Source organism: Coriobacteriaceae bacterium, assembly GCA_025992705.1.
In the GTDB taxonomy this organism is placed as follows: Bacteria; Actinomycetota; Coriobacteriia; order Coriobacteriales; family QAMH01; genus QAMH01.
This window is the reverse complement of record DAJPGJ010000001.1, coordinates 1-25432: the sequence shown is the minus strand read 5'-3', so window position 1 is coordinate 25432 and position 25432 is coordinate 1. Positions and strand designations below refer to the sequence as shown.

Sequence of the window (25432 nt, the reverse complement as noted above, 5' to 3'; positions counted from 1 at the left end):
CATGACCCAGGAACTGCTTCGTCTTCATGACGCAAAAGTAAAGATGGACGGCCGTGTAATCCTCGACGTCGATGACTTCGTCATCAACCAAGGCGAACACATCGTCGTGCTCGGACCCAATGGCTCGGGCAAGTCGACGCTGGTCAAACTGCTCACCAAGGAAATCGAGCCGGTTTGGCGCGAGACGCCGCCGGTGCTCTTCATGGGCCAGCCCGATCCCTCCGAGGAGACCCTCATCGAGACCGTGGGCCTCGTGTCCACCGATGTGCAGGAGCGCATGATGGTGCACCGCACGGTGTTCGACATCGTGCTCGGCGGCTTTTTCGGAAGCGTCGGCGTGCCCTTCCACATCGGTGCCTCCGACGAGCAGGTCGAGCAGGCGCGCAAGGCCATCCGCGAGATTGGCATCCCGTCGCTGTCCGAGCGCGACATGCTCACGCTTTCCACGGGCCAGGCGCGCCGCGCGCTCATCGCCCGTGCCCTCATCAACGGCCCCGCGCTGCTCATCTTCGACGAGCCGACGCTCGGCCTCGATCCCGAGGGTGCCTGGAACATGCGCCAGTCGCTGTCTGCACTGGCCAAGGCCGGTCACACGGTTCTCGTCATCACGCATAACGTCGGCGACATCATGCCGGAGTTCGAGCGTGTGGTCATGCTACAGGATGCGCACATCGTTGCCGATGGTCCCAAGGAAGAGGTCCTCACGACGCAGAAGCTGCGCCACCTCTTTGGCGTACCCATCACGCTCGTCGAGATGGATGGGCGCTATCACCTGCAGTAGTCTTTTGGAGTTGCAGACGGTTACGATAAAATAGACCAATTAAACGCAGATGCAGTAACTGGAGGAGAGCCATATGGCTGATCTCATGGAATATGTAAACGTACTGGCCGACCAGATTGGCCCGCGACCAGTCAGCACGGAGGAAGAGCACCAGGCGTCGCTCTACATCGCCCAGGAGCTATCCGATGATGGCCTCGACGTGAGTGTCGACGAGTTCGCGACACCGTCAGGCGTGCGTTGGCCCTATGTTCTCGCGTATGTTGCGTCTGCCCTCGGTACGGTCATCTCCGGCATTGGCATCTTCGTGCCCGGCATCTCGCTCAGCATGTTCATCATTGGCCTCATCCTCGTGGCCGCCGGCCTCTTCATCTACTTCACCGAGAACAACAACAATCCCATTCTCTCCAAGATGCGCGCAAGCGGCGTCTCTCAGAACGTCGTGGCAAAGTACGTGCCCGCAAGCATGGCCCACGACTCGCGCCGTCGCAAGAAGATCATCATCGCCGCGCATGTCGATACCGTGCGTGCTCAGCCTGAGGCATCGCCCCAGCTCATCGGTCATGCACCGCTGCTGCACAAGATCATCTTCTATTGCATGGTCGGTCTTGTCGCCGTGCTTTTCATCAGGCTGCTGCCGCTTCCCTGGCCCGAGGTCATCGATACGGTTCTCTGGGTCATCTCGCTCATCGCGAGCGTTTACGTGCTGGCTGCGGCTGCCTGCATCGTTGCAAGCCGCTTCACGCCCTACATTTCGGGCGGCAATGACAACGCATCGTCCATCGCGGTGCTCCTGTCCGTTGCCCGTCTGCTCGTTAATCCCGATGAGCGCGAGCGCTACATGAGGGATCACTCCTTCAGGTTCGGGCTTGTCGAGGAGGAGGAAGACGATGGCGCGATGGGCCCGGTCGACTCCTTCGCACCTTCTACCGGCGGTGATGAGCCTGTCATGCACAGTGCCGAGGAGGCATACGCCGAGGGCCTCATCCCCGAGGGCGTCGAGGTCACCTATGACGACGACGGCGTGCGCGCCGATGCGACGGTTGCCTTCCCCGCGCTCACGCCCGAAGAGCAGCTCGATGTCCTGGCCGATACGGCTGCCGAGGAGCTGCACCTCGATACCGTCTCGACTGACGCCTTCTCGCTCGATGATGTCGAGTTCGAGCAGGAGGATGCCGAGGTCGTGCCGGCAAAGCCGGGCGCGATTTCCGATATGCAGGTCCCCGATATCGACTTCACGCTTGACGAGGAAATCGACCAGGCAAACAAGAAGCCGGTCGAGCGCCTTGACGATGCCGTGATTTTTGCCGAGTACATGGGCAACGACGACGAGCATCATGACGAGGCCGAGCTCGAGCTCGAGGCCGAGATTGCGGCCGAGGCTACACAGGCTGGCGAGGAACCCATTGAGGTCGAGGCGCAAACCGCGGATGCCCCGCAGGCTGTCGAGGTCGCCGCAGAAGAGGTAGTCGAGGAGGAGCCTCCCGCTCCGGCCCCCGTCTACGCGCCCATCGAGACGCCGACACGCTCGCACGACGAGGGCCCGCAGGTCGCGCGCCCCGTGCCCTCGTGGTATGCCGCCGCCAAGGAGAAGGCCGCCAAGGATCTCGAGAAGAAGGCCGTTGCCGCGCCTCAAGACGAAGATGCGCCTGTGCTTTCGTATCGCTCGCGTTTTGCCGATGCGCCTGCCGCCACGGGCGGGGCACGCGTGCAGCAGGCAGAGGCTGAGCCCGAGACCGAAGAGATTTTCGATGCCGAGCATCCGGTGACCGAAGAGGTCGTCGATGCCGTGATGGCCGAGGTCGTCGAGACGGCCCAGGCCGAGGAAGCCGCTGCCGAGCAGCACGAGGAGCAGGCGGCAGAGATCGTCGAGGCCGTTGCAACCGCCATCAATCTCGACATCCCGGATGACCAGCTCGACGAGTTGAGTCCGGATGCGAGCGGCCTGTTCACGCGCGTCGAGGTCAAGACCGAGGCAAGTACCGAGGAGAAGGCCGATGCCCCGCGCAAGCAGCAGCTGACCTCGCGCATTCCCAACATCGGCTCGTCGGACGACAAGGAGCGCGAGGAGCGCAAGATGGCGCACGAGAGCCTTGCCGCTCGCGCATCGCGCCCCGAGCTGCAAAGCATCCCCGTCGTCGACTCCGGAGAGGGGCAGGCCGACTTCGAGGATATGGCCGTCGAAGAGGAAGTTGTCGAGGTCGCTCCGGCAATCGAGTCCGTGATTCCCGCTACGGCCAAGGCGCAGCGCAAGAAGCCGACGGCGCGTCACGTCACGCAACAATTCGTGCCGACGCGTGCCACGCACAATCGTGATATCCACCTGGGGGAGAACCGCCAAGAGGCGCCGGTCAGCTCCACCTTCGAGGATACTCCGCAGGCCACGCCCGACTACGATCCCTTTGCGCCCAAGGACGAGGCCGCCTCGAGCGAGCGTAGCTCGCGCCCCGCGCCACGCCAGCGCACGAGCGGCTACTCCGCAGCCTACAGGCAGACGAGCGAGACGGTCGTTCCTGCTGCCAATACGTCCTCGTTCCCGTCACTCACCGGCTCTTTCCCCGCCCTTTCGGGCGCGATGCCCGTGATTGATGCCGGCGATTTTGCCGACACGGCCGACAACAGCGTGATTGCCGATGACGCTGCCCTCGACAGCTTCATGGCTGCCGGACAGACGACCGAGATCAACATCCCCGAGTCTCGTTTCCGCAATGCGGTCGACAAGGTGGGCGGCCTGTTCAACCGCAAGAACAAGAACGGTGCCGAAGACTATGATACAGGTGGCGCGGACCCCTGGAGCGACGAGGACGATTACGGATGGAAGGGCGGCGGCTACTTCGAGGAAGAGGCCGAAAGCGCCTATGACGCCGTGCGTCAGCGCGCGGCCCAGATTCGCGAGTCCGTCGTGTCCATGACCGAAAACGACCTGCTCGACAAGGAGGTCTGGTTCGTCGCGCTCGGTGCCTCCGGCGCTGGTGCCCAGGGCATGAAGAACTTCCTTGACTTGCATTCTTCCGAGTTGCGCGGCTCGCTCATCATCAACCTCGAGGCCGTGGGCGCTGGCACCATTTCCTACATCGACGTCGAGGGCACGGGCAAGCCCCGTCGCGCCGACCGTCGCCTCATGAGCCTCGTCAAGAAGGCCTCCAAGGAGGTGCGCGGCACCGAGATGAAGGCAAAGAGTCTTGAGTGGCGCAATACCGATGCAACACCGGCCATGATCGCCGGCATGCGTGCCCTCACCGTCATGGGCTTTGCCGATAACGGTGTCGCCCCCGTGGATTGGCATACGGCCGAGGACACCGCCAATATTGTCGAAGAGGACAAGCTCGAGTACATGACTCGTCTGCTTCTCAAGGTTATCGAGAACTCCTAGAAGGTACGGTCAAAAGGAAAGGGGCTTTCATGTCGGATCCAAAAATCAAGCGCGCTATTATCTCACTCACCGATAAATCGGGTATCGAGGATTTCGCGCGTGCCCTCGTCGATGAGTTTGGCGTCGAGATCGTGAGCACGGGTGGCACTGCCAAGGTGCTCGAGCAGGCGGGCATTCCCGTCGTTGCCATCGACGAGCTCACGGGTTTTCCCGAGATGATGGACGGCCGCGTGAAGACCCTGCATCCCAAGGTGCATGGTGGTTTGCTCGCGCGTCGTGACCTTGCCTCCCATATGAAAGACGCCGAGGATAACGGCATCGGCATGATCGACATGGTGGTTGTTAACCTCTATGCCTTCGAGGCGACCATTGCCAAGCCCGATGTGGATTATCAGGACGCCGTCGAGCATATTGACATTGGTGGTCCCTCCATGTTGCGCAGCGCTGCCAAGAACCACGCTTCCGTGACGGTCGTCACCAATCCGGCCATGTACGATGCCATCCTGTTCGAGATGAGGAACAACGATGGCGCGACTACCCTCAAGACCCGTAAGGATCTTGCCCTCGAGGTCTTCCGCCTCACGAGTGCCTATGACAACGCCATCTACTCCTGGCTGCACAACGAGCTGGTCGAGGAGGGTCCGTTCTGGGAGGACGAGCGCGTCGTCCTTCACAAGGAGGCCGATCTTCGCTACGGCGAAAATCCCCACCAGCACGCTGCGTTCTACAAGCGCAAGCGCGTGGGCGTTCCTGGTCCTGCCCCTGAGGCCGACGAGCACACCCTCGCTGCGGCCGAGCAGCTGCAGGGCAAGGAGCTCAGCTACAACAATTACCTCGACACCGATGCCGCGTGGGCTTCCGTGCGCGAGTTCGACATGGGCGTGCCCACCTGCGTCATCATCAAGCATCTCACGCCGTGCGGCATCGCCAGCGGAAAAACCATGCTGGAAGCCTACAAGGATGCATGGGCGTGCGACACCGTGAGCGCCTTCGGTGGCGTCATGGCCTTCAACCAGACGGTTACCGAGGACGTTGCCCGTGAAATCGTCGAGGTCAACAAGCAGTTCATCGAGGTTGTCATCGCTCCCGATTACGACGAGGGAGCATTGAAGATCTTCTCCCAGAAGGAAAACGCCCGCATTCTGCGTACCGGCGGCATCAATCCCCCGGGCGGGGATCCGGACATTCGTGCGGTCGAGGGTGGCGTCGTCATGCAGACCGTCGACACGGTTAGCGAGGACTACACGGAGTTTTCGTGTCCCACCACGACAAAGCCGACTGACGAGCAGATGGACGCCATGCTCTTTGCCTGGAAGTGCTGCAAGTGCGTGAAGTCCAACGCGGTCATTCTGACCAAGGGTACTCGCACCGTGGGCATTGGCGGCGGCCAACCCAACCGCGTGAATTCCGCGCGCATCGCCGTCGAGCAGGCGGGCGATGAGGCCAAGGGCGCCGTTGCCGCGAGTGACGCGTTCCTGCCCTTCCCCGACACGCTTGAGGTCCTGCGCGATGCTGGCGTCACGGCGCTCATCCAGCCGGGCGGCTCGATTCGCGACGATCTCTCCATCGAGTGTGCCGACGAGGCCGGTATACCGATGGTCTTCACGGGGCACCGTCACTTCAGGCATTAGACAGTTCTATTGCATTGACCAGGATATGAGACAGCGTGCCAGGCACGCTGTCTCTGTGAGACCAGCTGGCCCGCTGTGCAAGAAAGTTGCGATTTTGTGAAGCGGTAGACGCAATCACCTTCACATAATCGCAAAAAACGTGCATGTGAATTCGCTTGCTCTCACACAATCGAAAAAAAATATGCACAGGGATGTAAAAATGAGACAGCGTCCCTGTCCATTTGTCTCATTTGGGGAGCGTACATGGCCGAAGAGGCGATTCCATATAACAAAGTCGGGAATTCGAAGCCCGAGACCGTTGCAGACGTGGCAGAAAGCGAAGGCATCAGCGAGGAGGAATGGCGCGCGCAAAACCTGCCGTCCTCCATGCTCGAGTTTCGTTGGCGCTATACCAACAAGACCATTCATCTCTATGAGCGTCGCCTGCGCTCGCTTGCCGCATTCAATGTGGGCCCTGCGGTTCAGGCATGGGTACGCTCGCGCCTGGAGTGGGTGCGCGATAACAAGCTCTATGAAATGCCCGATGGTGTCATCGTCCTTACCGTCGATCCCGAGGGTATGGTTGACGTGCGGCTCGAGGAACTGAGCCCAACTCCGCAATTCACCCGTGCGATGCTCGATGCAGGCGACGTGCCCGGTACGCTATGGGTTGCTAAGGGTGACGAGCTCTACACGGAAGCGTCATCCAACCATGCCGCTGACACCTTTGTCCGCGATCTCGCAAAGACGCTTGGTTACACCCTTACCCAGGACGAGCTTGAGTTCGGCGAAAGCGCGGACGTCTTTGCCGTAAGCGACGAGTTCGGCATCGTCCCCGTGGAGGGCACGACCGGCTCTGTCGTCACCAAGCTCTCCGAATGCTTCGATAAGCTCTGGAGCCTGAATAAATAGAGGCATTGAGATACAATCATAGGCTCGTGATTGTCCGTGTCTCAAAGTAGTTAGTAGGCAAAAGGAGCGCCCGTGGCTATAGAACCGAAGCAGGTTGTCGAAGCACTTTCGATGGTGACGCAGCAGCATCTCGATATCCGCACCATTACGCTGGGACTCTCCTTGCGCGGATGCGTGCACGAGGACATCGACGTCATGGCGCAGCGCGTCTACGACCGTCTCACGACGGCAGCCAAGGACCTCGTACCCTGCGCCGAGCAGCTCGAACGCGAGTTCGGCATCCCCATCATCCACAAGCGCATCGCGGTTACGCCCATCGCCGAGATTTGCGGTGCGACGACGGCCGAAGACCTCACGCCCATCGCCGCCGCACTCGATCGTGCCGGCAAGGAAGTCGGCGTCAACTTTATCGGCGGATTCTCCGCGCTCGTGCAAAAGGGCATGAGCGATAGCGACCGCCGTCTCATCAACAGCATTCCGCATGCCCTGTCGAGCACCGATATCGTCTGCTCGAGCGTCAACATCGGCTCGACTCGCGCCGGCATCAACATGGACGCGGTGTTGCGCATGGCGCAGATCATCCGCGAGTGCGCCGAGGTCACGGCCGACCGCGACTCGATCGCCTGCGCCAAGCTCGTCGTCTTCTGCAACATGGTCGAGGACAATCCCTTCATGGCCGGCGCCATGCACGGCAGTGGCGAGGCCGGCGAGGTCATCAACGTCGGAGTCAGCGGGCCGGGCGTCGTCAACGCCGTGCTCGAGGACCTGCCCAAGGACGCCTCGATGACCGAGGTTGCCGAGGCCATCAAGGCGACGACCTTCAAGATTACCCGCGCCGGTGAGCTCATCGCGCGCGAGGCGGCCAAGCGTCTGGGTTACGAGAAGGGCATCCTTGACTTGTCGCTTGCCCCCACGCCTGCCCGCGGCGATTCGGTGGCGCAGATTCTCGAGACCATCGGCGTTGGGCAGGTAGGCGGTCCGGGTACGACAGCCGCACTTGCACTGCTCAACGATGCCGTCAAGAAGGGCGGTGTCATGGCGAGCTCGAGTGTCGGTGGCCTATCCGGTGCCTTCATTCCCGTTAGCGAAGATGCGGGCATGATCAAGGCGGCCGAGGATGGGGTGCTTTCCATCGAGAAGCTCGAGGCCATGACCTGCGTATGCTCCGTGGGGCTCGACATGATCGCGATTCCCGGTGATACGACCGTCGAGGCAATCGCCGGCATCATCGCCGACGAGGCTGCCATCGGCATGATCAACACGAAGACCACCGCCGTGCGCGTGATTCCGGCTATCGGCAAGGCGGCCGGCGATACCCTGCACTTTGGCGGCCTGCTCGGCGAGGCGCCTGTCATGCCGGTCAACACCCATGCCGGGACGGTGTTCGCGCACCGCGGAGGACGTATTCCCGCGCCCATAAACTCGCTCAAGAACTAGTCGTCCATACGCCTGAGGAGACGCATATGAGTACCCAGGACAGCAAGCAGGACACGCTCAGGATTGGCGTTGACGTAGGTTCGACGACGGTCAAGCTGCTCGTGCTCGACCCGAACGACGAAATCGTCTTCAGCGTGTATCGTCGCCACCATTCCGACGTGCGCGCAACCATCGTCGAAATCATCGACGAGGCGCTCGAGGCAGTGGGCGATGGCCAGGCGACCATCACCATCACCGGTTCGGGCGGCCTGCTGCTCGCCAATTGGCTGGGCGTGCCCTTCGTGCAGGAGGTCATCGCCAACAAGACGGCCATCGAACGCATTATCCCCGCCACCGACGTTGCCATCGAGCTCGGCGGCGAGGATGCGAAGATTATCTACTTCGATGGCGGCATCGAGCAGCGCATGAACGGCACCTGCGCCGGTGGCACGGGCGCGTTCATCGACCAGATGGCCGCCCTGCTCAATACCGACGCCTCCGGCCTGGACGAGATGGCCAAGGAGCACAACATCATCTACCCGATCGCATCGCGTTGCGGCGTGTTTGCCAAGACCGACGTACAGCCGTTGCTCAACGAGGGCGCCAAGCGTGAGGATATCGCCGCGTCGATCTTTCAGGCCGTCGTCATGCAGACTATCTCGGGTTTGGCCTGCGGTCGCCCCATTCGGGGCAACGTCGCCTTCCTGGGTGGCCCGCTGCATTATCTGCCACAGCTTCGCCAGCGCTTCATCGAAACGCTCGAGCTCACCGACGAGACGACGATCATCCCGGAGGAATCGCACCTCTTCGTCGCGCGCGGTGCGGCGTTTGCCTCCGAGGCCAATGATGACATCGTGAGCCTCGCCGAGCTCAAGGATCGCATGAGCAAGCTCGGCAGCATTCAGGGCAGCGAGGTCCAGCGCCTCGAGCCGCTCTTCGCGAACGAGAGGGATTACGAGGCGTTCAAGAAGCGTCATGCCAAGGCGACCGTTCCCAAGGCGAGCCTTGCCGATTATCGCGGCGTGGCGTATCTCGGCATAGATGCCGGCTCCACGACACTCAAGTCGGTGCTCGTGGGCGAGAAGGGTGAGATTCTCTATAGCTACTACGTCAACAACAAGGGCGATGTGCTCGGCGCGGCTCGCGCCATGCTCGGTGATCTCTTCGACCAGATTCCACGCGATGCGGAGGGCAACCCGCTTGTGACCATCGGGCATGCCACCACGACGGGCTATGGCGAGGCGCTTCTGCTCGAGGCCATCCAGGCCGACTCCGGTGAGATCGAGACGGTCGCGCACTTGCGTGGCGCGCGCGAGCTCTGCCCCGACGTCGACTTCATCCTCGATATCGGCGGCCAGGACATGAAGTGCATGCACGTCAAGGAGGGCGTCATCGAGCACATCATGCTCAACGAGGCCTGTTCGGCAGGCTGCGGCTCCTTCATCGAGGCCTTTGCGACCTCGCTCAACATGCCCATCGAGGAGTTCGCCGCCGAGGCGCTCAAGGCCGAGGCCCCCGTCGATCTGGGCAGCCGCTGCACGGTCTTCATGAACTCCCGCGTCAAGCAGGCGCAGAAGGAGGGTGCGACGCCGGCCGACATCTCGGCGGGCCTGTCGTACTCCGTCATCAAGAACGCGCTGTTCAAAGTCATCAAGCTGCGCGATGCCTCCGAGCTGGGTGAGCATGCGGTCGTCCAGGGCGGTACCTTCCTCAACGACGCCGTCTTGCGCGCGTTCGAGAACCTGAGCGAGCACGATGCGATTCGTCCCGACATCGCCGGCAACATGGGCGCCTGGGGTGCCGCGCTGCTGGCACGCGATCGCGCGACGGGGGCGAAGTCGACGCTACTGCGCCCCGAGCAAATCGACGAGCTCGATATCAAGCACACGGCGGTGCGCTGCGGACGCTGCGAGAACAACTGCCTGCTCACCATCAACGACTTCGGCATCGACGAGGAGACGGGCAAGCATCGCCGCTTCATCACGGGCAACCGTTGCGAGCGCGGCGCCGGCATCAAGAAGCCGGCCAAGGAAGTGCCCAATCTCTTCGCGTACAAGGACAAGCTGCTCTTCGACCGCGAACCGCTTGTCGAGGAAGCCGCCAAATATGGCACCGTGGGCATTCCGCGTGCGCTCAACATGTACGAGAACTACCCGTTCTGGCACAGCTTCTTCACGCATCTGGGCTACCGCGTCGTGCTCTCGGACCCCTCCACGAAGAAGACCTACGAGGCTGGTATCGAGTCCATGCCCTCCGAGAACGCCTGCTATCCGGCCAAGCTCTCGCACGGGCACATCATGGACCTGCTCGACAAGGACGTGGACTTCATCTGGATGCCCTGCATCCGCTGGGAGCGTCAGGAGGACGAGGGCGCGAACAACCACTACAACTGCCCCATCGTCATGAGCTATTCCGAGGCGCTCAAGCTCAACATCGACGAGCTCGAAGACAGCCGCACGCAATTCCTCAACCCGTTCATTCCCTACGACGACAAGAAGGCTCTCAAGAAGCGCCTTTTCGAGCATCTCGTGAAGAGGCGCAAGGAAGACCTCAAGGCACAAGGCGTCGATGTGCTGGCCATGCAGTGGCCCACGCGTGTCGAGATCTCGGATGCCATCGACCTTGCCTGGCAAGCAGATCTCGACTTCAAGTCGACCATGCGCGCCAAGGGCGAGGAGACGTTGCGCTGGATCGAGGAGAACAACGGTCACGGCATCGTGCTGGCGGGCCGTCCCTATCACATCGACCCCGAGATCAACCACTCGCTGCCCGAGCTCATCTGCGGCTATGGCATGGCCGTGCTCACGGAGGATTCCGTGGCGCATCTGGGCGAGCTGCAGCGCAACTTGCGCGTATACGACCAGTGGATGTATCACACGCGCCTCTACAACGCGGCCAAGGTCGTGACCCAGCGAAGCGATCTGGATCTCGTGCAGATGAACTCCTTTGGCTGCGGCCTTGATGCGCTCACCACCGACGAGGTACAGGAGATCATCGAGGGAAGCGGCAAGGTCTACACCGTCATCAAGATTGACGAGGTCTCGAACCTGGGTGCGGCACGCATCCGCATTCGCTCGCTCATGGCCGCGCTGCGCCAGCAGGAGGAACTGCGCGAGATGCCCGTGCAACCCGGCAAGAGCTCGGCTGCCGTCGACATCGCGGCGAGCTCCGTCGAGACACTGCACACGGACAGGGGCGACGCGACCTCCGTCGACGTCGAGCCCGAGCTGCCGAGCGAATGCGGCATCGACTTCGACTTCACGCCCAATCGCGACGCGGCATCGACCGAGTTCCCGCGCGCCGAGTACACGAAGGAGATGCAGGATGCGGGCTACAAGATTCTCGCCCCGCAGATGTCGCCCATCCACTTCGAGCTGCTCGTGCCCATCTTCCATCACTACGGCTATAACATGGAGCTGCTGCCGAGCGTGGATCCGTCGGCCGTGGATGCGGGCCTCAAGTACGTGAACAACGATATCTGCTATCCATCCATCCTCGTCACCGGCCAGATCATGGAAGCGGCCACCAGCGGCAAGTACGACATGGACAAGACGGCTTTCATCATCACGCAGACCGGTGGCGGTTGCCGCGCGACCAACTACATCTCGCTCATCCGCAAGGGCCTGCACGAGGCGGGGCTTGACCACGTACCGGTCATCTCGCTGTCGTTCAATGACACGGGCGAGCGCAACTCCGGCTTCGAGGTCACTCCCACGATGCTCAAGACGGCTGTGCCGGCGCTCATCCTGGGCGATTTGCTCATGATGTGCCTGTATCGCGTGCGTCCCTACGAGGAGGTTCCGGGCAGTACCGACAAGCTCTTCCGCAAGTGGATGGATTACCTCAAGGAAAACGTGTGCGACTTCAAGTGGAAGGATGTCAAACGCGTCATCAAGGAAATCGTGCACGACTTCGATACGCTGCCCTGCGAGAACTTCGGCAGCAAACCGCGCGTGGGCGTCGTCGGCGAGATTCTCGTGAAGTTCCACCCCACGGCAAACAACCAGATCGTGCAGATCATCGAGGAGGAGGGCTGCGAGGCAAACGTGCCCGGCCTCGTCGACTTCTTCCTCTTCGGCATGCTCAATCCGGCGTTCAGACACCAGGAGCTCACGCCCAACCTCAAGAAGTACGTGGGCGCCAAGGGCGTCGTCGCGTTCTTCGAGAAGCTGCGCGATCCGGTGCGCAAGGCCCTGGCCGCCTCCGAGCGCTTCGAGCCCATCATGCATATCGAGGACATCGCACAGGGCGCAAGCGACATCATCGACCTGGGCAACACCATGGGCGAGGGATGGCTGCTCACGGGCGAGATGGTCGAGCTCGTGAAGGAGGGCACGCCCAACATCGTGTGCTGTCAGCCCTTCGCGTGCCTGCCCAACCACGTCGTGGGCAAGGCGGTCATCAAGGAGATGCGCCGCCAGTATCCGCAGAGCAACATCGTGGCCGTGGACTACGATCCGGGTGCGAGCGAGGTCAACCAGCTCAACCGCATCAAGCTCATGATCGCCGTTGCGTTCAACAACCAGAAGGAGCAGGCCGAGGAGCAAGCCGCACAGGTCATGGAGCGTATCGAGGAAGACGCTGCGAGGGCCTAGGGTGGGCGCGAAGTCCGCAGACACCCCGCGCTTCGACGTTGCCCAGTTCGTGAGCGACAACTGCGTGGCCATCTGCATGCTGTTGGCCATCGTCGCACTGTCGTTCACCGGCGTCGGAAACGCCATGTTCGTATGCGCACTCGGCGCGATGCTCTGCGTCGCCATTCTCACGAAGCGCAGCATGAAGCTTGACCTGTGGATCTTCATACCGCTCGTCATCTATATCGTCATAGGTGCCATCGCGACCTTTGTCACCTACGGGACCCTGACCGAGGGCTACGTATGCGTGGAGGCGGTTTTCCTCGCAATCTACCTGGCCATAGCCAGTATGGGTGATGAAGAGACATTCCTCATGCGTCGGGGATGCGTAGCCTGGGCCATCGTGGCGGGTGCTGTCGCCATCGTGCTCTTTGCCTGCAATGCGTTCGGTGGCGTGGTATCCCGGCTGAACTGGCCGCTTTCCGGTGCGAACGCCGAGGGCATCTTCCTGGTGATTGCCTGGTTTGCCCTGCGTGCCCTCAAGTCCGATGAAACGCCCGATCGTGTCTTGCGCCACGGTGAGCCCATCATTCTCGTGGCCCTTGCCCTCACGCTTTCGCTCGGCAGCTTTGGCGCCCTCGTCATCGGTGCCATCGCGATGCTACTCTACGGCAAGCGCGATCGGACCTGGGGCGCGGTGGGAGCCGATGCCGCCGTCATGGTCGTCAAGCTCGCGATTGGGGTGGGGACGGGCCTATGTCTGTACCTTGCGCCGTCCTGGGGCGATCTGCCGCTCTTCAACGTCGTCACGCTCGCCTACCTCGTCGTGCTCGTGGCGTTTTGGCCCCGCCTCGACGACTACCTGCGGGCGCATATGCACCTTACGGTGCCCCTCGCCATCCTGGGGCCTCTCCTTGCCGTCGCCGCCGCATGCATTCGCGGCAGTGCGCCGGCAACCTTCGTTGAGCGCCTCGAGATGATGGGCAACGGCTTTGGCTATCTGTCCGTCAATCCGCTCTTCGGCGTCGGCCCCTACCAGTGGCGCATGCTGAACATGGCGGACGGCGACACGTACTTTAACACTTGGCATATCCACAACAGTCTGCTGCACATCTCCGTGGAGCTTGGCCTCATAGCGGCGCTCATGTTGCTGGTCATCGTCGTGCGCTTCTTTCTCAAGCGCCGCAATCCCGAGCAACGTGGTGGCTTCATCGCCTTCTTTGTCCACAACATGTTCGATACGAGCTTCTTCTTCCCGGCGATCACCGGTCTAATGATGGTGACGGCAGGCTCCCCGCGAGAGACAGGGGCGTGCCTGTGCGGCGCACCGGTCAAGATTCTTGCCGGGGCCTTTGCCCTGGGGTTTGCCGCTCTTGCCCTCTGCTACGCGCTGGGAATCTAGGGAGGTGGAGCCATGGGAGACGATGTGAGACACGATGCTGCCGCCCCAGGTGCCCCAGAGCATCCATGGCGTGCCGCGCGCTTGCTGCTCGCCAGCTTTGTCGTCCTTGTCATTGCCGTGGCTGTTCTCTGCATTGTCGAATACAGCTCCCTGCCCGACAACGTTGATCGTGTGCTGACGCAGGAGGAACAGGCGCAGGTCATCGCTGATAACAGTCCGCTCACCGATTACGTGATGTTGAGTCCCAACGCGGATTTCCCACGCGATGACGACATCACGAAGATCACGATCCACCACATGGCCGGTGACCTTTCCCTCGAGGAGCTGGGTAGCCGCTTTTCTGACCGTGACCGGCGCGCATCCTCCAACTATGCCATAGACAGCGATGGTAACGTGGCCCTTTACGTCGAGGAGAAGAACCGGGCCTGGACCTCGAGCGACCGGGAGAACGACGAGCGTGCTATCACCATTGAGGTGGCCAACGACGAGGCGGACGGGGATTGGCACGTGAGCGATGCCGCCTACGATGCGCTCGTCGAGCTCTGCGTCGACATCTGCAAGCGCAACGACATCACCGAGTTCACTTACACGGGTGATGAGAGGGGCACGTTGACGACCCATCGCATGTTCAATCCGGATACGATATGTCCCGGTCCGTATCTCAACGGTAAACTCCCCGCCCTTGCCCGTGAGGTCAACGCTCGCTTATAATAGCTATCTTGGAATTACTGTCGCTATTTCCTCCTTGAGCGGGGAAAACGACTGAGAGAGAAGACCTTCGTGAGACGAGGAGGTTGTGGCGTATGAGTAGTGCAAACGTCGAGGCGCAGGGAGCTTCCAGGCGGAAGTTCGTCCCCATGGCAATAGTGGCGATCATGGCCGTTTTGGTGGGTGTTGCCATAGCATTTGCCGCAATAGCCAACGGCTATGAGGGTGGCAGCTACAATCCCGTCCTAAAGCCGGTGTCCGTCGAGAAACAGCTCGAGCCGGGGACGGAGTCCTCGGGCGACACGCTGTTCGATTTCGAGCTGACCGTCTCGCCCGAGTACGTCAATGACGAGCTTAACCAGATTGACAAGGACACTAAAGGCTCCAAGGTCACGTCAGTCGAGGGTGTTGTCTACGACGTCACCTATGATGACGCCGGAAAGGCCATCCTTACGCCCGCCGCCGTTGATGCCGGTAGCGCTTCGGAAGCTGCTACGATCAATGGCATGACGGCCGTAACAGACGCGATAGACGATTATGGCAATCCCGTTCTGGGCATGGTGACTCTTGGCATCAAGGACCATACAGTTAGATTCTCGCTCAAGGCCGGCCAGCGCATCCTCTTCGAGAACATGCCATTTGCCTATGATGATGCCTACGATAAACATGGCAATAAAAAGGATAGCAACTTCATCGTGAAGGAGCTCATCGGTTACGACAGTGCCGCTGCTAAGGCCGGCTACGACTTTTCGGGAGTCGAGGTGCATCCCGATGCTGCAAAAGGCACGATTGAGGGCACGGGCACCACTGGCAAGACCGCTTATGACGAGTACAAGGAATATCTCTACACGTATTACGATGATGATGGCAATGTGGTGAATGAACCTAATTGCAGTAAAGACGATTACGATTATAAATATGCGTTCTTTGACGTGAATGGTAATGAAATTGCTGATCCGAACTGCAGTTCGGATGACTATTACAGCGATATATATTTCAACAACGATACTGATCCGGCGACTACAAATTGGTATTTCAACATTAATCAAAATGGCTGGGTCTACTACGATTTTGATGGAAATGTCGTCGATGAGCCGAATACTAGTGCCGGAGAGACTGATAAGGGCGGTGGCTATGTTGTAGATGGCAAATTCGTTGCACTCTGCAGTAAGGTTCAGTTTTATTACGATAAAGATCACAAAGAAGTGACGCCTAATTGGTCATGGTATCAATATGGCGAAGAGTACATAACCCACGCTACCGAGGTCGTCTTCACCAACAAGAAGGTGCTCGACCCGAGACCGCTGAAGGTTACCAAGAGCGTCGAGAAGTCTGCAGATGACGCAAATGATGACCCCACAGCCGTCTTCAATTTCGAGCTCATCGCTTCGCCCGGATTCGGGGAAGACGTGTCGTATAAGGATCGCAAGGTCTCCGGCAAGCTTGTCGATGCCGCCGGAAACACGGTGACATCGGAGTACGTCTTCGACGAGAATCATGCGATTACCTTCAGCCTGCACGCGGGCGAGAGCATCGAGTTTGCGGATATGCCCTTTGCCCTTGACGACAAAGAAGGCACGTACATCATCAAGGAGCTTTCCTACAAGGCAAAGGAAGGCACGGAGGAGCAGCCCGCTGCCTCATATAAGTTTGGCACTGTCAGTGCCGACAAGGGCACGTGTGCCGTCACCAAGGACGGGGATGCGCATCATGACTCAAGTGCCCTGGGTACGGCCACCGGCATTCTGGGCGCCAATGGCCTGACGACCGTGACCGTCACGAACAGGCAGGTGACTCCGCCTTCGCAGGAGACACCGGTCGATGGCAAGACAAAGGTCACCATCTCCAAGATGCTCGAAGGTGCCGATGATCCCGATGCCACGTTCGATTTCGAGATGATTATTTCGCCCGAGTGGGCAACTCCGGAGCATTACATCGGAACGAATACCGAGCCCGCATCCATTACCGGCACTGTTTACAACAAGAGTGACGGCAAGGAGGTTAGCTCGAAGACATATGACGTGGTTCAGAACAAGGTGACGGGAATCGAGCTCAAGGCCGGCCAGTACATCACCTTCACGGACGTTCCCTATAAGCATGTCGAGGGCGAGCCGGGTGCCATCATCGTCAACGAGCTTCTCGAGGGCGCTGTCGCCAAGACCTACAGCCTGCAAGGCTATGCGGTCGATACGGGCAAGGATCTTGGCTTTGGGCAGGCAACTCAGGACACGATCGTGAACACCGGTAACACGCCCGTCTCCAGTTTGCTTGCGCCCAGCGGCGCAACGGACAAGACGGCCACGGGCGTCTATGGCGAGCTTGTCCTAGACGAGTCCGGTAATGGCGAGTTCGCTGTGACGTTTACCAACGCGCCTGCGGGCAGCAAGCTCACCGTGACCAAGAATCTCGAGGGCTTTGACTTTGGCAAGTACGATGAGGCAAACGTCGCCTTCAACGTGTACAGGTTCGACACCGAAGCGGATTGCGTGGCGTTTGTGAGGAGCGGTAACGCCCAGAACGCCACCTGGAAAGGCACGCTTGCGATGCACCTGACCGCCAACGGCGTGCAGAGCACCGAGCTCACCGGTCTGGACGAGGGCTACTACGCCATTGAGGAGCTTTCGGCTACGAACATGAAAGTCGTGGATATCGCCCGCAAGCACGTGCATGTCACCGCTGGTGTTGGCGGAGAGTTTACCGTGAGCTTTAGCAATGCGTTTGACGATCAGAACACTTACGAGAACGCCATCGTCAATTCCTACAAGAAGGTAATTGACAAGGATGGAAAGATTACCTGGCAGCGCTACAAAGACGGCGAGCCGGTGACCGACTAACCCACGGGGACGAAAGGAGGTTCCTCATGAAAAGCAGTTACCTTACCAAGCGCATTGCAGTCGCCGGTCTGGCAATCTGCCTGTTTGCCCTGACGACAGTTGGCGTTTCCCTTGCGTATTACACGGATACGTCGAACGCCTCGGGTTCGGTGCCCTTCGCGACTTCTCCTGGCACGGAGATCGAGGAGGAGTTCGATGGCATGAACAAGGATATCGCCATCAAGAACACGGGGGGTGTTCCCGTGGTGGTCCGCTTCAAGGCTGTCTATCCTTCGGAGGAGTTCGCCTCGGTGTCGGTGGGATCGACTTCGAGCAATTGGGTCGTCCTGAATTCGGATGACGGATGGATTTACTACGCGCAACCGCTCATGGCGGGTGCCACGACGGAGCGCCTGGACGTCAACGTCAAGCCAAGCGATGACGCGCCCAGCAGCTTTGACATTGCCGTATTCCAGCAACACGGTGTCGCCTATTACGAGGACGGCGCGCTTTGCGCGAAGTTTGGCGATAGCGTGATCTCGCTCACAGAGGGCACTTTCGCCCCCGTCGGCGCCGCGAGTAATCTCTAGGACGGGAGGATAATCATGGAAAACGCTAAGAAGATCTCTTCCCGTACCCTCGCATTCATGGTGATCGGCGCACTGGTCTTGTTTGGCCTGGGCGTTGTCGGGGTCGTTCAATCCTCGCGCGCGCAGCTCGCGTATTTTAGTGAGCAATACGTCGCGGGCATCGCGCAGACGCATCTGGGCGTGAACCTGACCGAAAACGGCACCGTCGTCGAGGGCAAGGATGCCCTGCTTGGCCAGCTGCTCGCCGGTGATGACCAGCTGGTTCCGGGTAAGGAATATGCCGAGGCCCTCTCGGTCAAGAACGATACCGACATGGGCGAGTACGTGCGTCTCACGGTGCGCAAGTACTGGGAGACGGCAGATGGTTCCAAGGTGCCTGCAATAGATCCCGCGCTCATCGAGCTCGTCTCTGCGAGCGAGGACTGGGTTTTGAACGAGGACGAATGCACGGACGAGCGCCTCGTCTTCTATTACAAGCATGTGCTTGATCCGAATGCGAGTGCCGCCAGCCCCGCGGTGAGCGCCATCATGATTGACCCCAGCGTGATTGACCTGCTGGGCGACGATGCGAGCGTGCGCGTCGCGCTTTCGGCGCAGGTCGATTCTGTGCAGACCAGCTATGCCGTCGATGCCGCCAAGAGCGCCTGGGGTGTTGACGTCAAGGCCCTGGGCCTTGGCTGGAACGAGGGAGCTAGCGAGTGAGTGCCACGCGAGACATGACCAACGGGACAGGTTTCGTTGCGCGCGTGACGTGCGCCGCTGCCGCAGTGGCGTTTGCCGTCATCATCGGGTGCGCGGCGTTTGCGGGACTTCCCTCCACGGCATGGGCGGTGACGGATGGCTGGACCGTGACCTTCACGGGCAGCTCCATGACATCTGACGGCACGGCGGACATCAACAAGACGCTTTCCGGCATGCAGCCGGGTGATTCCGCGACCTTCGACGTGAAACTCCTCAACGATTGCAGTGAGGAGGCAAGCTGGTACATGAAGAACTCGGTTCTCGAGTCCATGGAGACCGAGCTCGCAAAGGGCGGCTCCTACACCTATAGGCTCAGCTATACGGGGCCTGGTGGCAAGACCGAGACAATCATCGGCAACGAGACCGTTTCCGGCGAAGGTGCCGATTCCGAGGGCCTGTTTGACGCGACCACGGCAACGGGCGAATGGTTCTTCCTCGACAATCTTCCGGCGCATGGCCAGGGTCAGGTCACGCTCTACGTGGCGCTTGACCCCGAGTCTCATGGCAACAGCTATTTCGATACCGAGGCAAAGCTCCGACTCGAGTTCGCCGCGGAGGTTCCCGGCGGCAAGATGGTGACCCAGGACAAATCCAGCACCCCCGCGAATAAGGCCACCGGCGGCTCCAGGCTTCCCAGCACTGGCGATATGGTGAAGTTCGGTCTTCCGGTTGCCGCAGTGATTATCGCCCTCGTGGCATGGGTTGCCATTCGCAGGCGTTCGAGCACAAGGAAAGAAGGTGGCAAGTAATGACTGCTGCAAAACATACGATGCGACATCTTGGCGCTGCTCTGTTTGGCGTCGTCCTGACGCTTTTGCTTGCGTTGTGCATGGGACTTCCCGCAGCCGCCTTTGCGGCGCCCGACGATACCACGTACACCATTCGCCTGTATGGCGGAAATCGCGGTACGGTCAACGGCCAGGACATGGTCGAGTGGACTGGCGTGCACTATGGCGACACCGTCGATTTGGGGCAAGCCAACATTACTGTTACCGATGGCAAGTACTATGCGAAGGGCGCACGTCCAGCCGGTCTCGATAACGTGAAGGATGTTGTGTACGTCGCAGACGTTGACGCTAACGGCAAGCTCAGTGGCACTGTTACGGTGACCGAGGATGCCGATTATGTCATCGCGTACGGTGTCTTGGCCGATCGCGTTGAGTATACGGTGCGCTATGTCGATGCCGCGGGCAACGAGCTCGCCGCTTCTCAGAAGTTCATGGGCGACATCGGCGACACGCCGGCAACGGCTGCCCCGTATTTCGAGAACTACGTGCCCAATGCATATACGGCAACGCTCGCACTTACCGGAGATCCCGACCAGAACGTCATCACGTTCACGTACGCTCGCCTTGCCACGGGTTATACGACCGAGCAGAACGGTGACGGCACCATCGACGTGGTCACCCCAACGGGCGATCGCGTGGCGCTCACCCCGAGCCCGGCAACGTCTCTTCCGGCGGCAGCCGTGACTGCGGGCACGGCCGAGAGCGCCCAGAGCGTCGTTGCTCCTGACGGTACCGAGGTCATGACGGAAGACGGCACGCCCTTGAGTGCGCCGATCGAGAGCTTGACCATCACCGATGATGAGACGCCGTTGAGCTCTGCTGACGACATCGCGCAGGCCAACGCCGCATCGTCTGCCTGGAATAACTGGGTATCCATCGCCCTCATTGCTGGCGCTGTCGTTCTGTTGGTTGTGGCCTTCGTGCTCTGGCGACGCAACCGCAGGAAAGAAGACTTCTAAGACGATTCGAGCCGAAAGCAGGTATGATTATACGGGTCCGCATGATGCGGGCCCGTTGCTATAGGAGGATCATTGGGCAAGCATAGCAAGAAGAGGCCGGTTTCGGCACGTATCCTGTCTGTCGTCGGTACGCTTATCATCGTGGTTGCATTGGCGCTCAGCGCGTTTCTGGTCATTCCCGCTGTTGCCGGCGTAAACATGTTCTGCATCGCCACGCAATCCATGGAACCCGAGATTCCCGTGGGTAGTCTGGTCTGCGTCGAGCGTGTCGATCCGCAAGATCTTGTGGCGGGAGACGTCATCACCTATGTTGACGCGCAAGATTCCAACGTTCCCGTGACCCATCGCGTTGTCGAGAACGATTTGGCCGAGTGGGAGCTCGTGACCAAGGGCGATGCCAACGAGCAATCCGATCCAATTACCGTTTCGTACGGCCAGGTGGTCGGCAAGGTTATCTTCAGCATTCCGCTGCTTGGCTATCTCGCGGTGGCTGTCTCGACGCCCGTTGGGAAAGTCTCCATCGCATTGCTCATCGTCGTAGGCTTGCTACTGTGCATTGCTGCCGACAGGATAAGGCGACGCGCCTAGATAAGGCGAAAAGGAGCGTTTCATGGGCAACAAGAAGCGAGTCGTCGTGGTCGGAGGCGGAGCCGCCGGTTTGGTTGCGGCGATTTCCGCTGCCCGTGCAGGCGCACGGGTAACGATTGTCGAGGCCGGCAAGCGCGTGGGGCAGAAGATCCTCAAGACGGGCAACGGCCGCTGCAACATGACCAACGCCAATATTCAGCTCACCGATTACTACAATGGCGCTGCTGTCATGCCCTTGCTCGAGGCATATCCCAGCTCACGTGTGCTCGGCTTCTTCGGCGAACTTGGTCTGCTTGTCACCGAGGAGGACCAGGGTCGCATCTATCCGTTTTCGAACACCGCCAACACCGTGCTCGACGTGCTGCGCGATGCCTGCAAGTGGAATAACGTCGACGTGCGCAACGGCCAGGAAGTTACCGAGATCGCCGCGGCGAAGCCTGGATATCGCCTCACATGCGCAAACAAGAGCACGTTCGATGCCGATGCCGTCGTCATCGCGACGGGTGGCGGCACGGATCTGCTCTCGGCTTTGGGACATACGGTGGAGCCGTTTTCCCCGGTGCTCTGCCCCCTCAAGACCGACACCAAACCGCTCAAGGGCCTGGCAGGCGTGCGGGCTCGCGTACGTGTGAGCGGCTACGTGGACGAGGAGGCAGCCGAGCCGCGTATCGTGAGCTATGGTGAGGTGCTGTTTCGCGACTACGGTTTGTCTGGCATCGTCATCTTCGACATGTCGCGCGAGATCGGTGCAGGCGGCATCCTGAGCCTCGATTTCCTGCCACAGCTGAGTCCGAGCCAGTGTGTCAACTACTTTACGGCGAAGTACGCATCGCTTTCCACGAGCATCAACGAGCTCTTTGGCCGCACGCCCAACTTCACCGAGCTCATGTGCGGATGCTTTCACACACGTGTAAACGATGCCGTTGTGCGCATGGCGGGTTTCAAGCCTTCCGAGCCGGCGACAGCCAAGACGCTGCCCAAGATTGCGGCGACGGCAAAGGACTTTCGCGTGCGCGTGACGGGGCTTGCAGAGACCAATCAGGCGCAGGTGACGCGCGGTGGTGCTTCGCCCTGGGAGTTCGACTCGCTCACGCTCGAGTCGCGCCTCAAGCCGGGCATTTACGCCGCAGGCGAGACCATTGACGTGGACGGTCGCTGCGGTGGCTTCAACTTGCATTGGGCTTGGGCAAGCGGCATCGCGGCCGGCACCGCAGCTGCGAAATGAGACACATGGGACAGGTACATCTGTCTCACTGCATGCAGTGAGACAGATGTACCTGTCCCATGTGTCTCATCGCGAGGGAGGGTTTATGGAGATCGAGTACAAGTGGGAGCTGCCTGACGAGGATGTGCTCGCGGAGCTGCTCGGCGATGATGAGCTTGCCCCGATGCTGGGTGAACCATGCATGTTGCGCATGCGTGCGATCTACTACGATACCGTAGCCGAGGACGTGCGCCGCATGCGTGGTGGTTTGCGCATACGTCAGGAGAATGACGAGTCCGTGTGCTGCCTCAAGCTTGCTGCGCAGGCAAGTGGTGCGTGCAAGGCACGACAGGAGTTCGAGGTCAACGCACGGGATATCGTTGATGGCTTGAGGCGCCTGCCCGAGGTGGGAGCGCCAGCCGATGTCTGCGAGATGTTGCTTGCGGCAAAGCCGCAGCCAACGTGCGAGACCGATTTCACACGACGTGAATATGTGCTCGCATGTGATGACTTCACGGCAGCGCTCGCTATCGACACAGGAGAAATGCGCCGGCAAGGTCGCACGGCACCCATTCACGAGATGGAGCTTGAGCACCTGAGCGGCTCGGAGGAAGCGTTTCACGCATGCGCAACCCGGATGCAAGAGCGCTTCGGGCTCGAAACGCAGCCTCTCTCCAAGCTCGCTCGTGCCATGGCGCTGTAAATGAGATAGTGCTCTGAGCAACTGTCTCATTTTCGCGGCGCTCTTGCGCTATCATTGTCTGCACTTCATATGAAATCCTGAGAGGAACGAACATGACTTGGAACAAACCCATGCCCGCACAGCCTGTTGTCGCTGTGGCTGGCGCAACGGGCGTCGTTGGCCGCGAGATGCTCAAGGTGCTCGAACAGCGCAATTTCCCGGCTGCGAAAGTCAAGGCGCTCGCATCTGCGCGCTCTGCTGGCAGCACGGTGCCGTTCAACGATGGCGAACTCGTGGTCGAGGAGATGACGCCGGCAAGTTTCGAGGGCGTCGACATCGCGCTTTTCGCCTGCGGCGGTGACACCTCCAAGGCGTATCGTCAGGCCGTGGTCGATGCGGGCTGCGTCATGATCGACAACTCAAGCGCATTTCGCACCGACGATGACGTCCCCCTCGTCGTGCCCGAGGTCAATGCGAAGGATCTCGAGTGGCACTCGGGCGTCATCGCCAACCCCAACTGCTCGACGATCGAGATGGTCGTTGCGCTCAAGCCGCTTTACGATCTCGCCGGTGGCATCAAACGCGTCGTCGTGAGCACCTACCAGGCTGCCAGCGGTGCCGGTCTCAAGGCCATGAACGAGCTCTACGACCAGACGCGTCAGTTCCTCGATGACGAGGAGCTCACCATCGAGGCGTTTTCCGACCAGATCGCGTTTAACGTCATCCCTCACATTGACGTGTTCATGGATGATGCCTACACCAAGGAAGAGTGGAAGATGGTCGTCGAGACCGCCAAGATCTTTGGCGATGCGGGCATCAAGGTCGCTTCGACGGCCGTGCGCATCCCCGTGCTGCGCTGCCATGCGGAAAGCGTGAACGTTGAGCTTAACAAGCCGGTCACGCCTGATGAAGCCCGCGATGCACTTGAGGCTGCCGCGAGTGTAACGGTCATGGATGATCCGGGTGCCAACGTGTACCCCATGCCTGGCCTGCTGCAAGGCACTGATGACGTCTTCGTTGGTCGTATTCGCCAGGATCCCACGGTCGAGGGTGGTCTCGCTTTCTGGCTCGTCATGGATCAGATTCGCAAGGGCGCGGCGCTCAACGCCGTCCAGATTGCCGAGGAGCTGCTCCCGTAGGGGCCTTCGCAAATCATCAATTAAAGAAGAAGGAGGCGGGTCATATGACCCGCCTCCTTGCATGTGTGCATATGTGCCAGGGAGCTAGCCGTTGATGGCTGCGTTGGTGGCAACGGCTACGGCGACGGTTGCGCCGACCATGGGATTGTTGCCCATGCCGATGAAGCCCATCATCTCGACGTGCGCCGGGACGCTCGAGGAACCGGCAAATTGCGCATCGGAGTGCATGCGACCCATGGTGTCGGTCATGCCGTAGGAGGCGGGGCCGGCGGCCATGTTGTCCGGATGCAGCGTACGGCCCGTGCCGCCGCCGCTCGCGACTGAGAAATAGTCCTTGCCCAGCTCGATGCACTCCTTCTTGTAAGTGCCCGCGACGGGATGCTGGAAGCGCGTGGGGTTGGTGGAGTTGCCCGTGATGGAGATGTCCACGCCCTCATGGTGCATGATGGCGACGCCCTCGCGCACGTCATCGGCGCCATAGCAGTGCACGTCGCCGCGCTCGCCTGCGGAGTAGCGGGTCTCGTTGACGACCTTGAGCTCGCCCGTGGCGTAGTCGAACTGCGTTTGCACATAGGTGAAACCGTTGATGCGGCTGATGATCTGGGCGGCATCCTTGCCGAGGCCGTTGAGGATGACGCGTAGCGGCTTCTTGCGTGCCTTGTTGGCGTTCTTCACGATGCCGATGGCACCCTCTGCCGCGGCGAAGCTCTCGTGGCCCGCCAGGAAGGCGAAGCACTCGGTCTCGTCGCGCAGGAGCATTGCGCCGAGGTTGCCATGGCCGAGGCCGACCTTGCGATCGTCGGCGACGGAGCCTGGCGTGGTGAAGGCCTGCAGGCCGATACCGATGGCACTGGCTGCCTCGGAAGCGCTTTTGACGCCCTTCTTGATGGCGATGGCGGCACCAGCCGTATATGCCCAGGCGGCATCCTCGAAGCAGATGGGCTGTACGCTCTTGACGATGTCGTAGGGGAGCGGATCCATGCCGGCTTCCTTGCATACCTTCTCGGCATCGTCGAGAGAGCCCATGCCGTATTCCTTAAGCGTTGCGTTGATCTTGTCGAGCCTATGGTCCATGTTCTCGAACTCTGCCATGGTCTACTCCTTCCTCGGATCGATGACCTTGGCCGCTTCGTCAAATCGACCGTAGCTGCCCGT

The 25432-nt window shown here is 60.4% G+C and carries 18 protein-coding genes; 17 read left to right on the top strand and 1 reads right to left on the bottom strand.

The window, feature by feature from the left end; genetic code table 11:
* The first annotated feature begins 1 nt into the window (after position 1).
* The 17 genes from OIM11_00090 to OIM11_00010 all read left to right on the top strand — a co-directional run bounded on the left by OIM11_00090 (position 2) and on the right by OIM11_00010 (position 24277).
* Positions 2-781, top strand: coding sequence for an ATP-binding cassette domain-containing protein (locus OIM11_00090; protein ID HJI99549.1), 780 nt, complete (start codon positions 2-4; stop codon positions 779-781).
* Positions 782-854: 73 nt separating this feature from the next.
* Positions 855-4151 (top strand): M28 family peptidase, encoded by a 3297-nt coding sequence (locus OIM11_00085; GenBank protein HJI99548.1) that lies wholly within the window; start codon positions 855-857, stop codon positions 4149-4151.
* 29 nt (positions 4152-4180) lie between these two features.
* Complete coding sequence (gene purH, locus OIM11_00080; GenBank protein ID HJI99547.1) at positions 4181-5782, top strand: bifunctional phosphoribosylaminoimidazolecarboxamide formyltransferase/IMP cyclohydrolase; 1602 nt, start codon at positions 4181-4183, stop codon at positions 5780-5782.
* A gap of 243 nt (positions 5783-6025) precedes the next feature.
* Complete coding sequence (locus OIM11_00075; GenBank protein HJI99546.1) at positions 6026-6673, top strand: hypothetical protein; 648 nt, start codon at positions 6026-6028, stop codon at positions 6671-6673.
* Between the two features lie 72 nt (positions 6674-6745).
* Positions 6746-8110 (top strand): PFL family protein, encoded by a 1365-nt coding sequence (locus tag OIM11_00070; GenBank protein ID HJI99545.1) that lies wholly within the window; start codon positions 6746-6748, stop codon positions 8108-8110.
* Positions 8111-8136: 26 nt separating this feature from the next.
* Positions 8137-12684, top strand: coding sequence for a 2-hydroxyacyl-CoA dehydratase (locus OIM11_00065; GenBank protein HJI99544.1), 4548 nt, complete (start codon positions 8137-8139; stop codon positions 12682-12684).
* 1 nt (position 12685) lies between these two features.
* Complete coding sequence (locus tag OIM11_00060) at positions 12686-14065, top strand: O-antigen ligase family protein (GenBank protein HJI99543.1); 1380 nt, start codon at positions 12686-12688, stop codon at positions 14063-14065.
* 12 nt (positions 14066-14077) lie between these two features.
* Entirely contained in the window at positions 14078-14776 is a 699-nt protein-coding gene (locus OIM11_00055) for an N-acetylmuramoyl-L-alanine amidase (protein ID HJI99542.1), read from the top strand.
* Between the two features lie 92 nt (positions 14777-14868).
* Positions 14869-17607 carry a hypothetical protein gene (locus tag OIM11_00050; GenBank protein ID HJI99541.1) on the top strand — a complete coding sequence of 913 codons (2739 nt, stop codon included), beginning with the start codon at positions 14869-14871 and terminating at the stop codon, positions 17605-17607.
* Positions 17608-17633: 26 nt separating this feature from the next.
* Positions 17634-18176: a hypothetical protein gene (locus OIM11_00045; protein HJI99540.1), complete on the top strand. Its 543-nt coding sequence runs from the start codon at positions 17634-17636 to the stop codon at positions 18174-18176.
* Between the two features lie 15 nt (positions 18177-18191).
* Complete coding sequence (locus OIM11_00040) at positions 18192-18878, top strand: hypothetical protein (GenBank protein ID HJI99539.1); 687 nt, start codon at positions 18192-18194, stop codon at positions 18876-18878.
* Positions 18875-19666: a hypothetical protein gene (locus tag OIM11_00035; GenBank protein HJI99538.1), complete on the top strand. Its 792-nt coding sequence runs from the start codon at positions 18875-18877 to the stop codon at positions 19664-19666. Before OIM11_00040 ends, OIM11_00035 begins: the two co-directional genes overlap by 4 nt.
* The gene (locus OIM11_00030) at positions 19666-20664 is read left to right on the top strand and encodes a MucBP domain-containing protein (GenBank protein HJI99537.1); all 999 of its coding nucleotides are present in this window, start codon (positions 19666-19668) and stop codon (positions 20662-20664) included. Before OIM11_00035 ends, OIM11_00030 begins: the two co-directional genes overlap by 1 nt.
* Positions 20665-20736: 72 nt before the next feature.
* Positions 20737-21252, top strand: a complete 516-nt coding sequence (locus tag OIM11_00025; GenBank protein HJI99536.1) for a signal peptidase I — start codon at positions 20737-20739, stop codon at positions 21250-21252.
* Positions 21253-21274: 22 nt separating this feature from the next.
* Positions 21275-22477: an aminoacetone oxidase family FAD-binding enzyme gene (locus OIM11_00020; GenBank protein ID HJI99535.1), complete on the top strand. Its 1203-nt coding sequence runs from the start codon at positions 21275-21277 to the stop codon at positions 22475-22477.
* Between the two features lie 85 nt (positions 22478-22562).
* Positions 22563-23159 carry a CYTH domain-containing protein gene (locus OIM11_00015; protein ID HJI99534.1) on the top strand — a complete coding sequence of 199 codons (597 nt, stop codon included), beginning with the start codon at positions 22563-22565 and terminating at the stop codon, positions 23157-23159.
* 92 nt (positions 23160-23251) lie between these two features.
* Positions 23252-24277 carry an aspartate-semialdehyde dehydrogenase gene (locus OIM11_00010; GenBank protein ID HJI99533.1) on the top strand — a complete coding sequence of 342 codons (1026 nt, stop codon included), beginning with the start codon at positions 23252-23254 and terminating at the stop codon, positions 24275-24277.
* Between the two features lie 84 nt (positions 24278-24361).
* Here OIM11_00010 and OIM11_00005 read toward each other — a convergent pair whose 3' ends face one another.
* Positions 24362-25369, bottom strand: a complete 1008-nt coding sequence (locus OIM11_00005) for a GGGtGRT protein (protein ID HJI99532.1) — start codon at positions 25367-25369, stop codon at positions 24362-24364.
* Positions 25370-25432 lie beyond the last annotated feature (63 nt).

Excerpts from the sequence above, each read along its gene's own strand:
- OIM11_00090 (HJI99549.1), top strand. The coding sequence starts at position 2 with ATGACCCAGGAACTGCTTCGTCTTCATGACGCAAAAGTAAAGATGGAC.
- OIM11_00085 (HJI99548.1), top strand. The coding sequence starts at position 855 with ATGGCTGATCTCATGGAATATGTAAACGTACTGGCCGACCAGATTGGC.
- purH (HJI99547.1), top strand. The coding sequence starts at position 4,181 with ATGTCGGATCCAAAAATCAAGCGCGCTATTATCTCACTCACCGATAAA.
- OIM11_00075 (HJI99546.1), top strand. The coding sequence starts at position 6,026 with ATGGCCGAAGAGGCGATTCCATATAACAAAGTCGGGAATTCGAAGCCC.
- OIM11_00065 (HJI99544.1), top strand. The coding sequence starts at position 8,137 with ATGAGTACCCAGGACAGCAAGCAGGACACGCTCAGGATTGGCGTTGAC.
- OIM11_00055 (HJI99542.1), top strand. The coding sequence starts at position 14,078 with ATGGGAGACGATGTGAGACACGATGCTGCCGCCCCAGGTGCCCCAGAG.
- OIM11_00050 (HJI99541.1), top strand. The coding sequence starts at position 14,869 with ATGAGTAGTGCAAACGTCGAGGCGCAGGGAGCTTCCAGGCGGAAGTTC.
- OIM11_00045 (HJI99540.1), top strand. The coding sequence starts at position 17,634 with ATGAAAAGCAGTTACCTTACCAAGCGCATTGCAGTCGCCGGTCTGGCA.
- OIM11_00040 (HJI99539.1), top strand. The coding sequence starts at position 18,192 with ATGGAAAACGCTAAGAAGATCTCTTCCCGTACCCTCGCATTCATGGTG.
- OIM11_00030 (HJI99537.1), top strand. The coding sequence starts at position 19,666 with ATGACTGCTGCAAAACATACGATGCGACATCTTGGCGCTGCTCTGTTT.
- OIM11_00020 (HJI99535.1), top strand. The coding sequence starts at position 21,275 with ATGGGCAACAAGAAGCGAGTCGTCGTGGTCGGAGGCGGAGCCGCCGGT.
- OIM11_00015 (HJI99534.1), top strand. The coding sequence starts at position 22,563 with ATGGAGATCGAGTACAAGTGGGAGCTGCCTGACGAGGATGTGCTCGCG.
- OIM11_00010 (HJI99533.1), top strand. The coding sequence starts at position 23,252 with ATGACTTGGAACAAACCCATGCCCGCACAGCCTGTTGTCGCTGTGGCT.
- OIM11_00005 (HJI99532.1), bottom strand. The coding sequence starts at position 25,369 with ATGGCAGAGTTCGAGAACATGGACCATAGGCTCGACAAGATCAACGCA.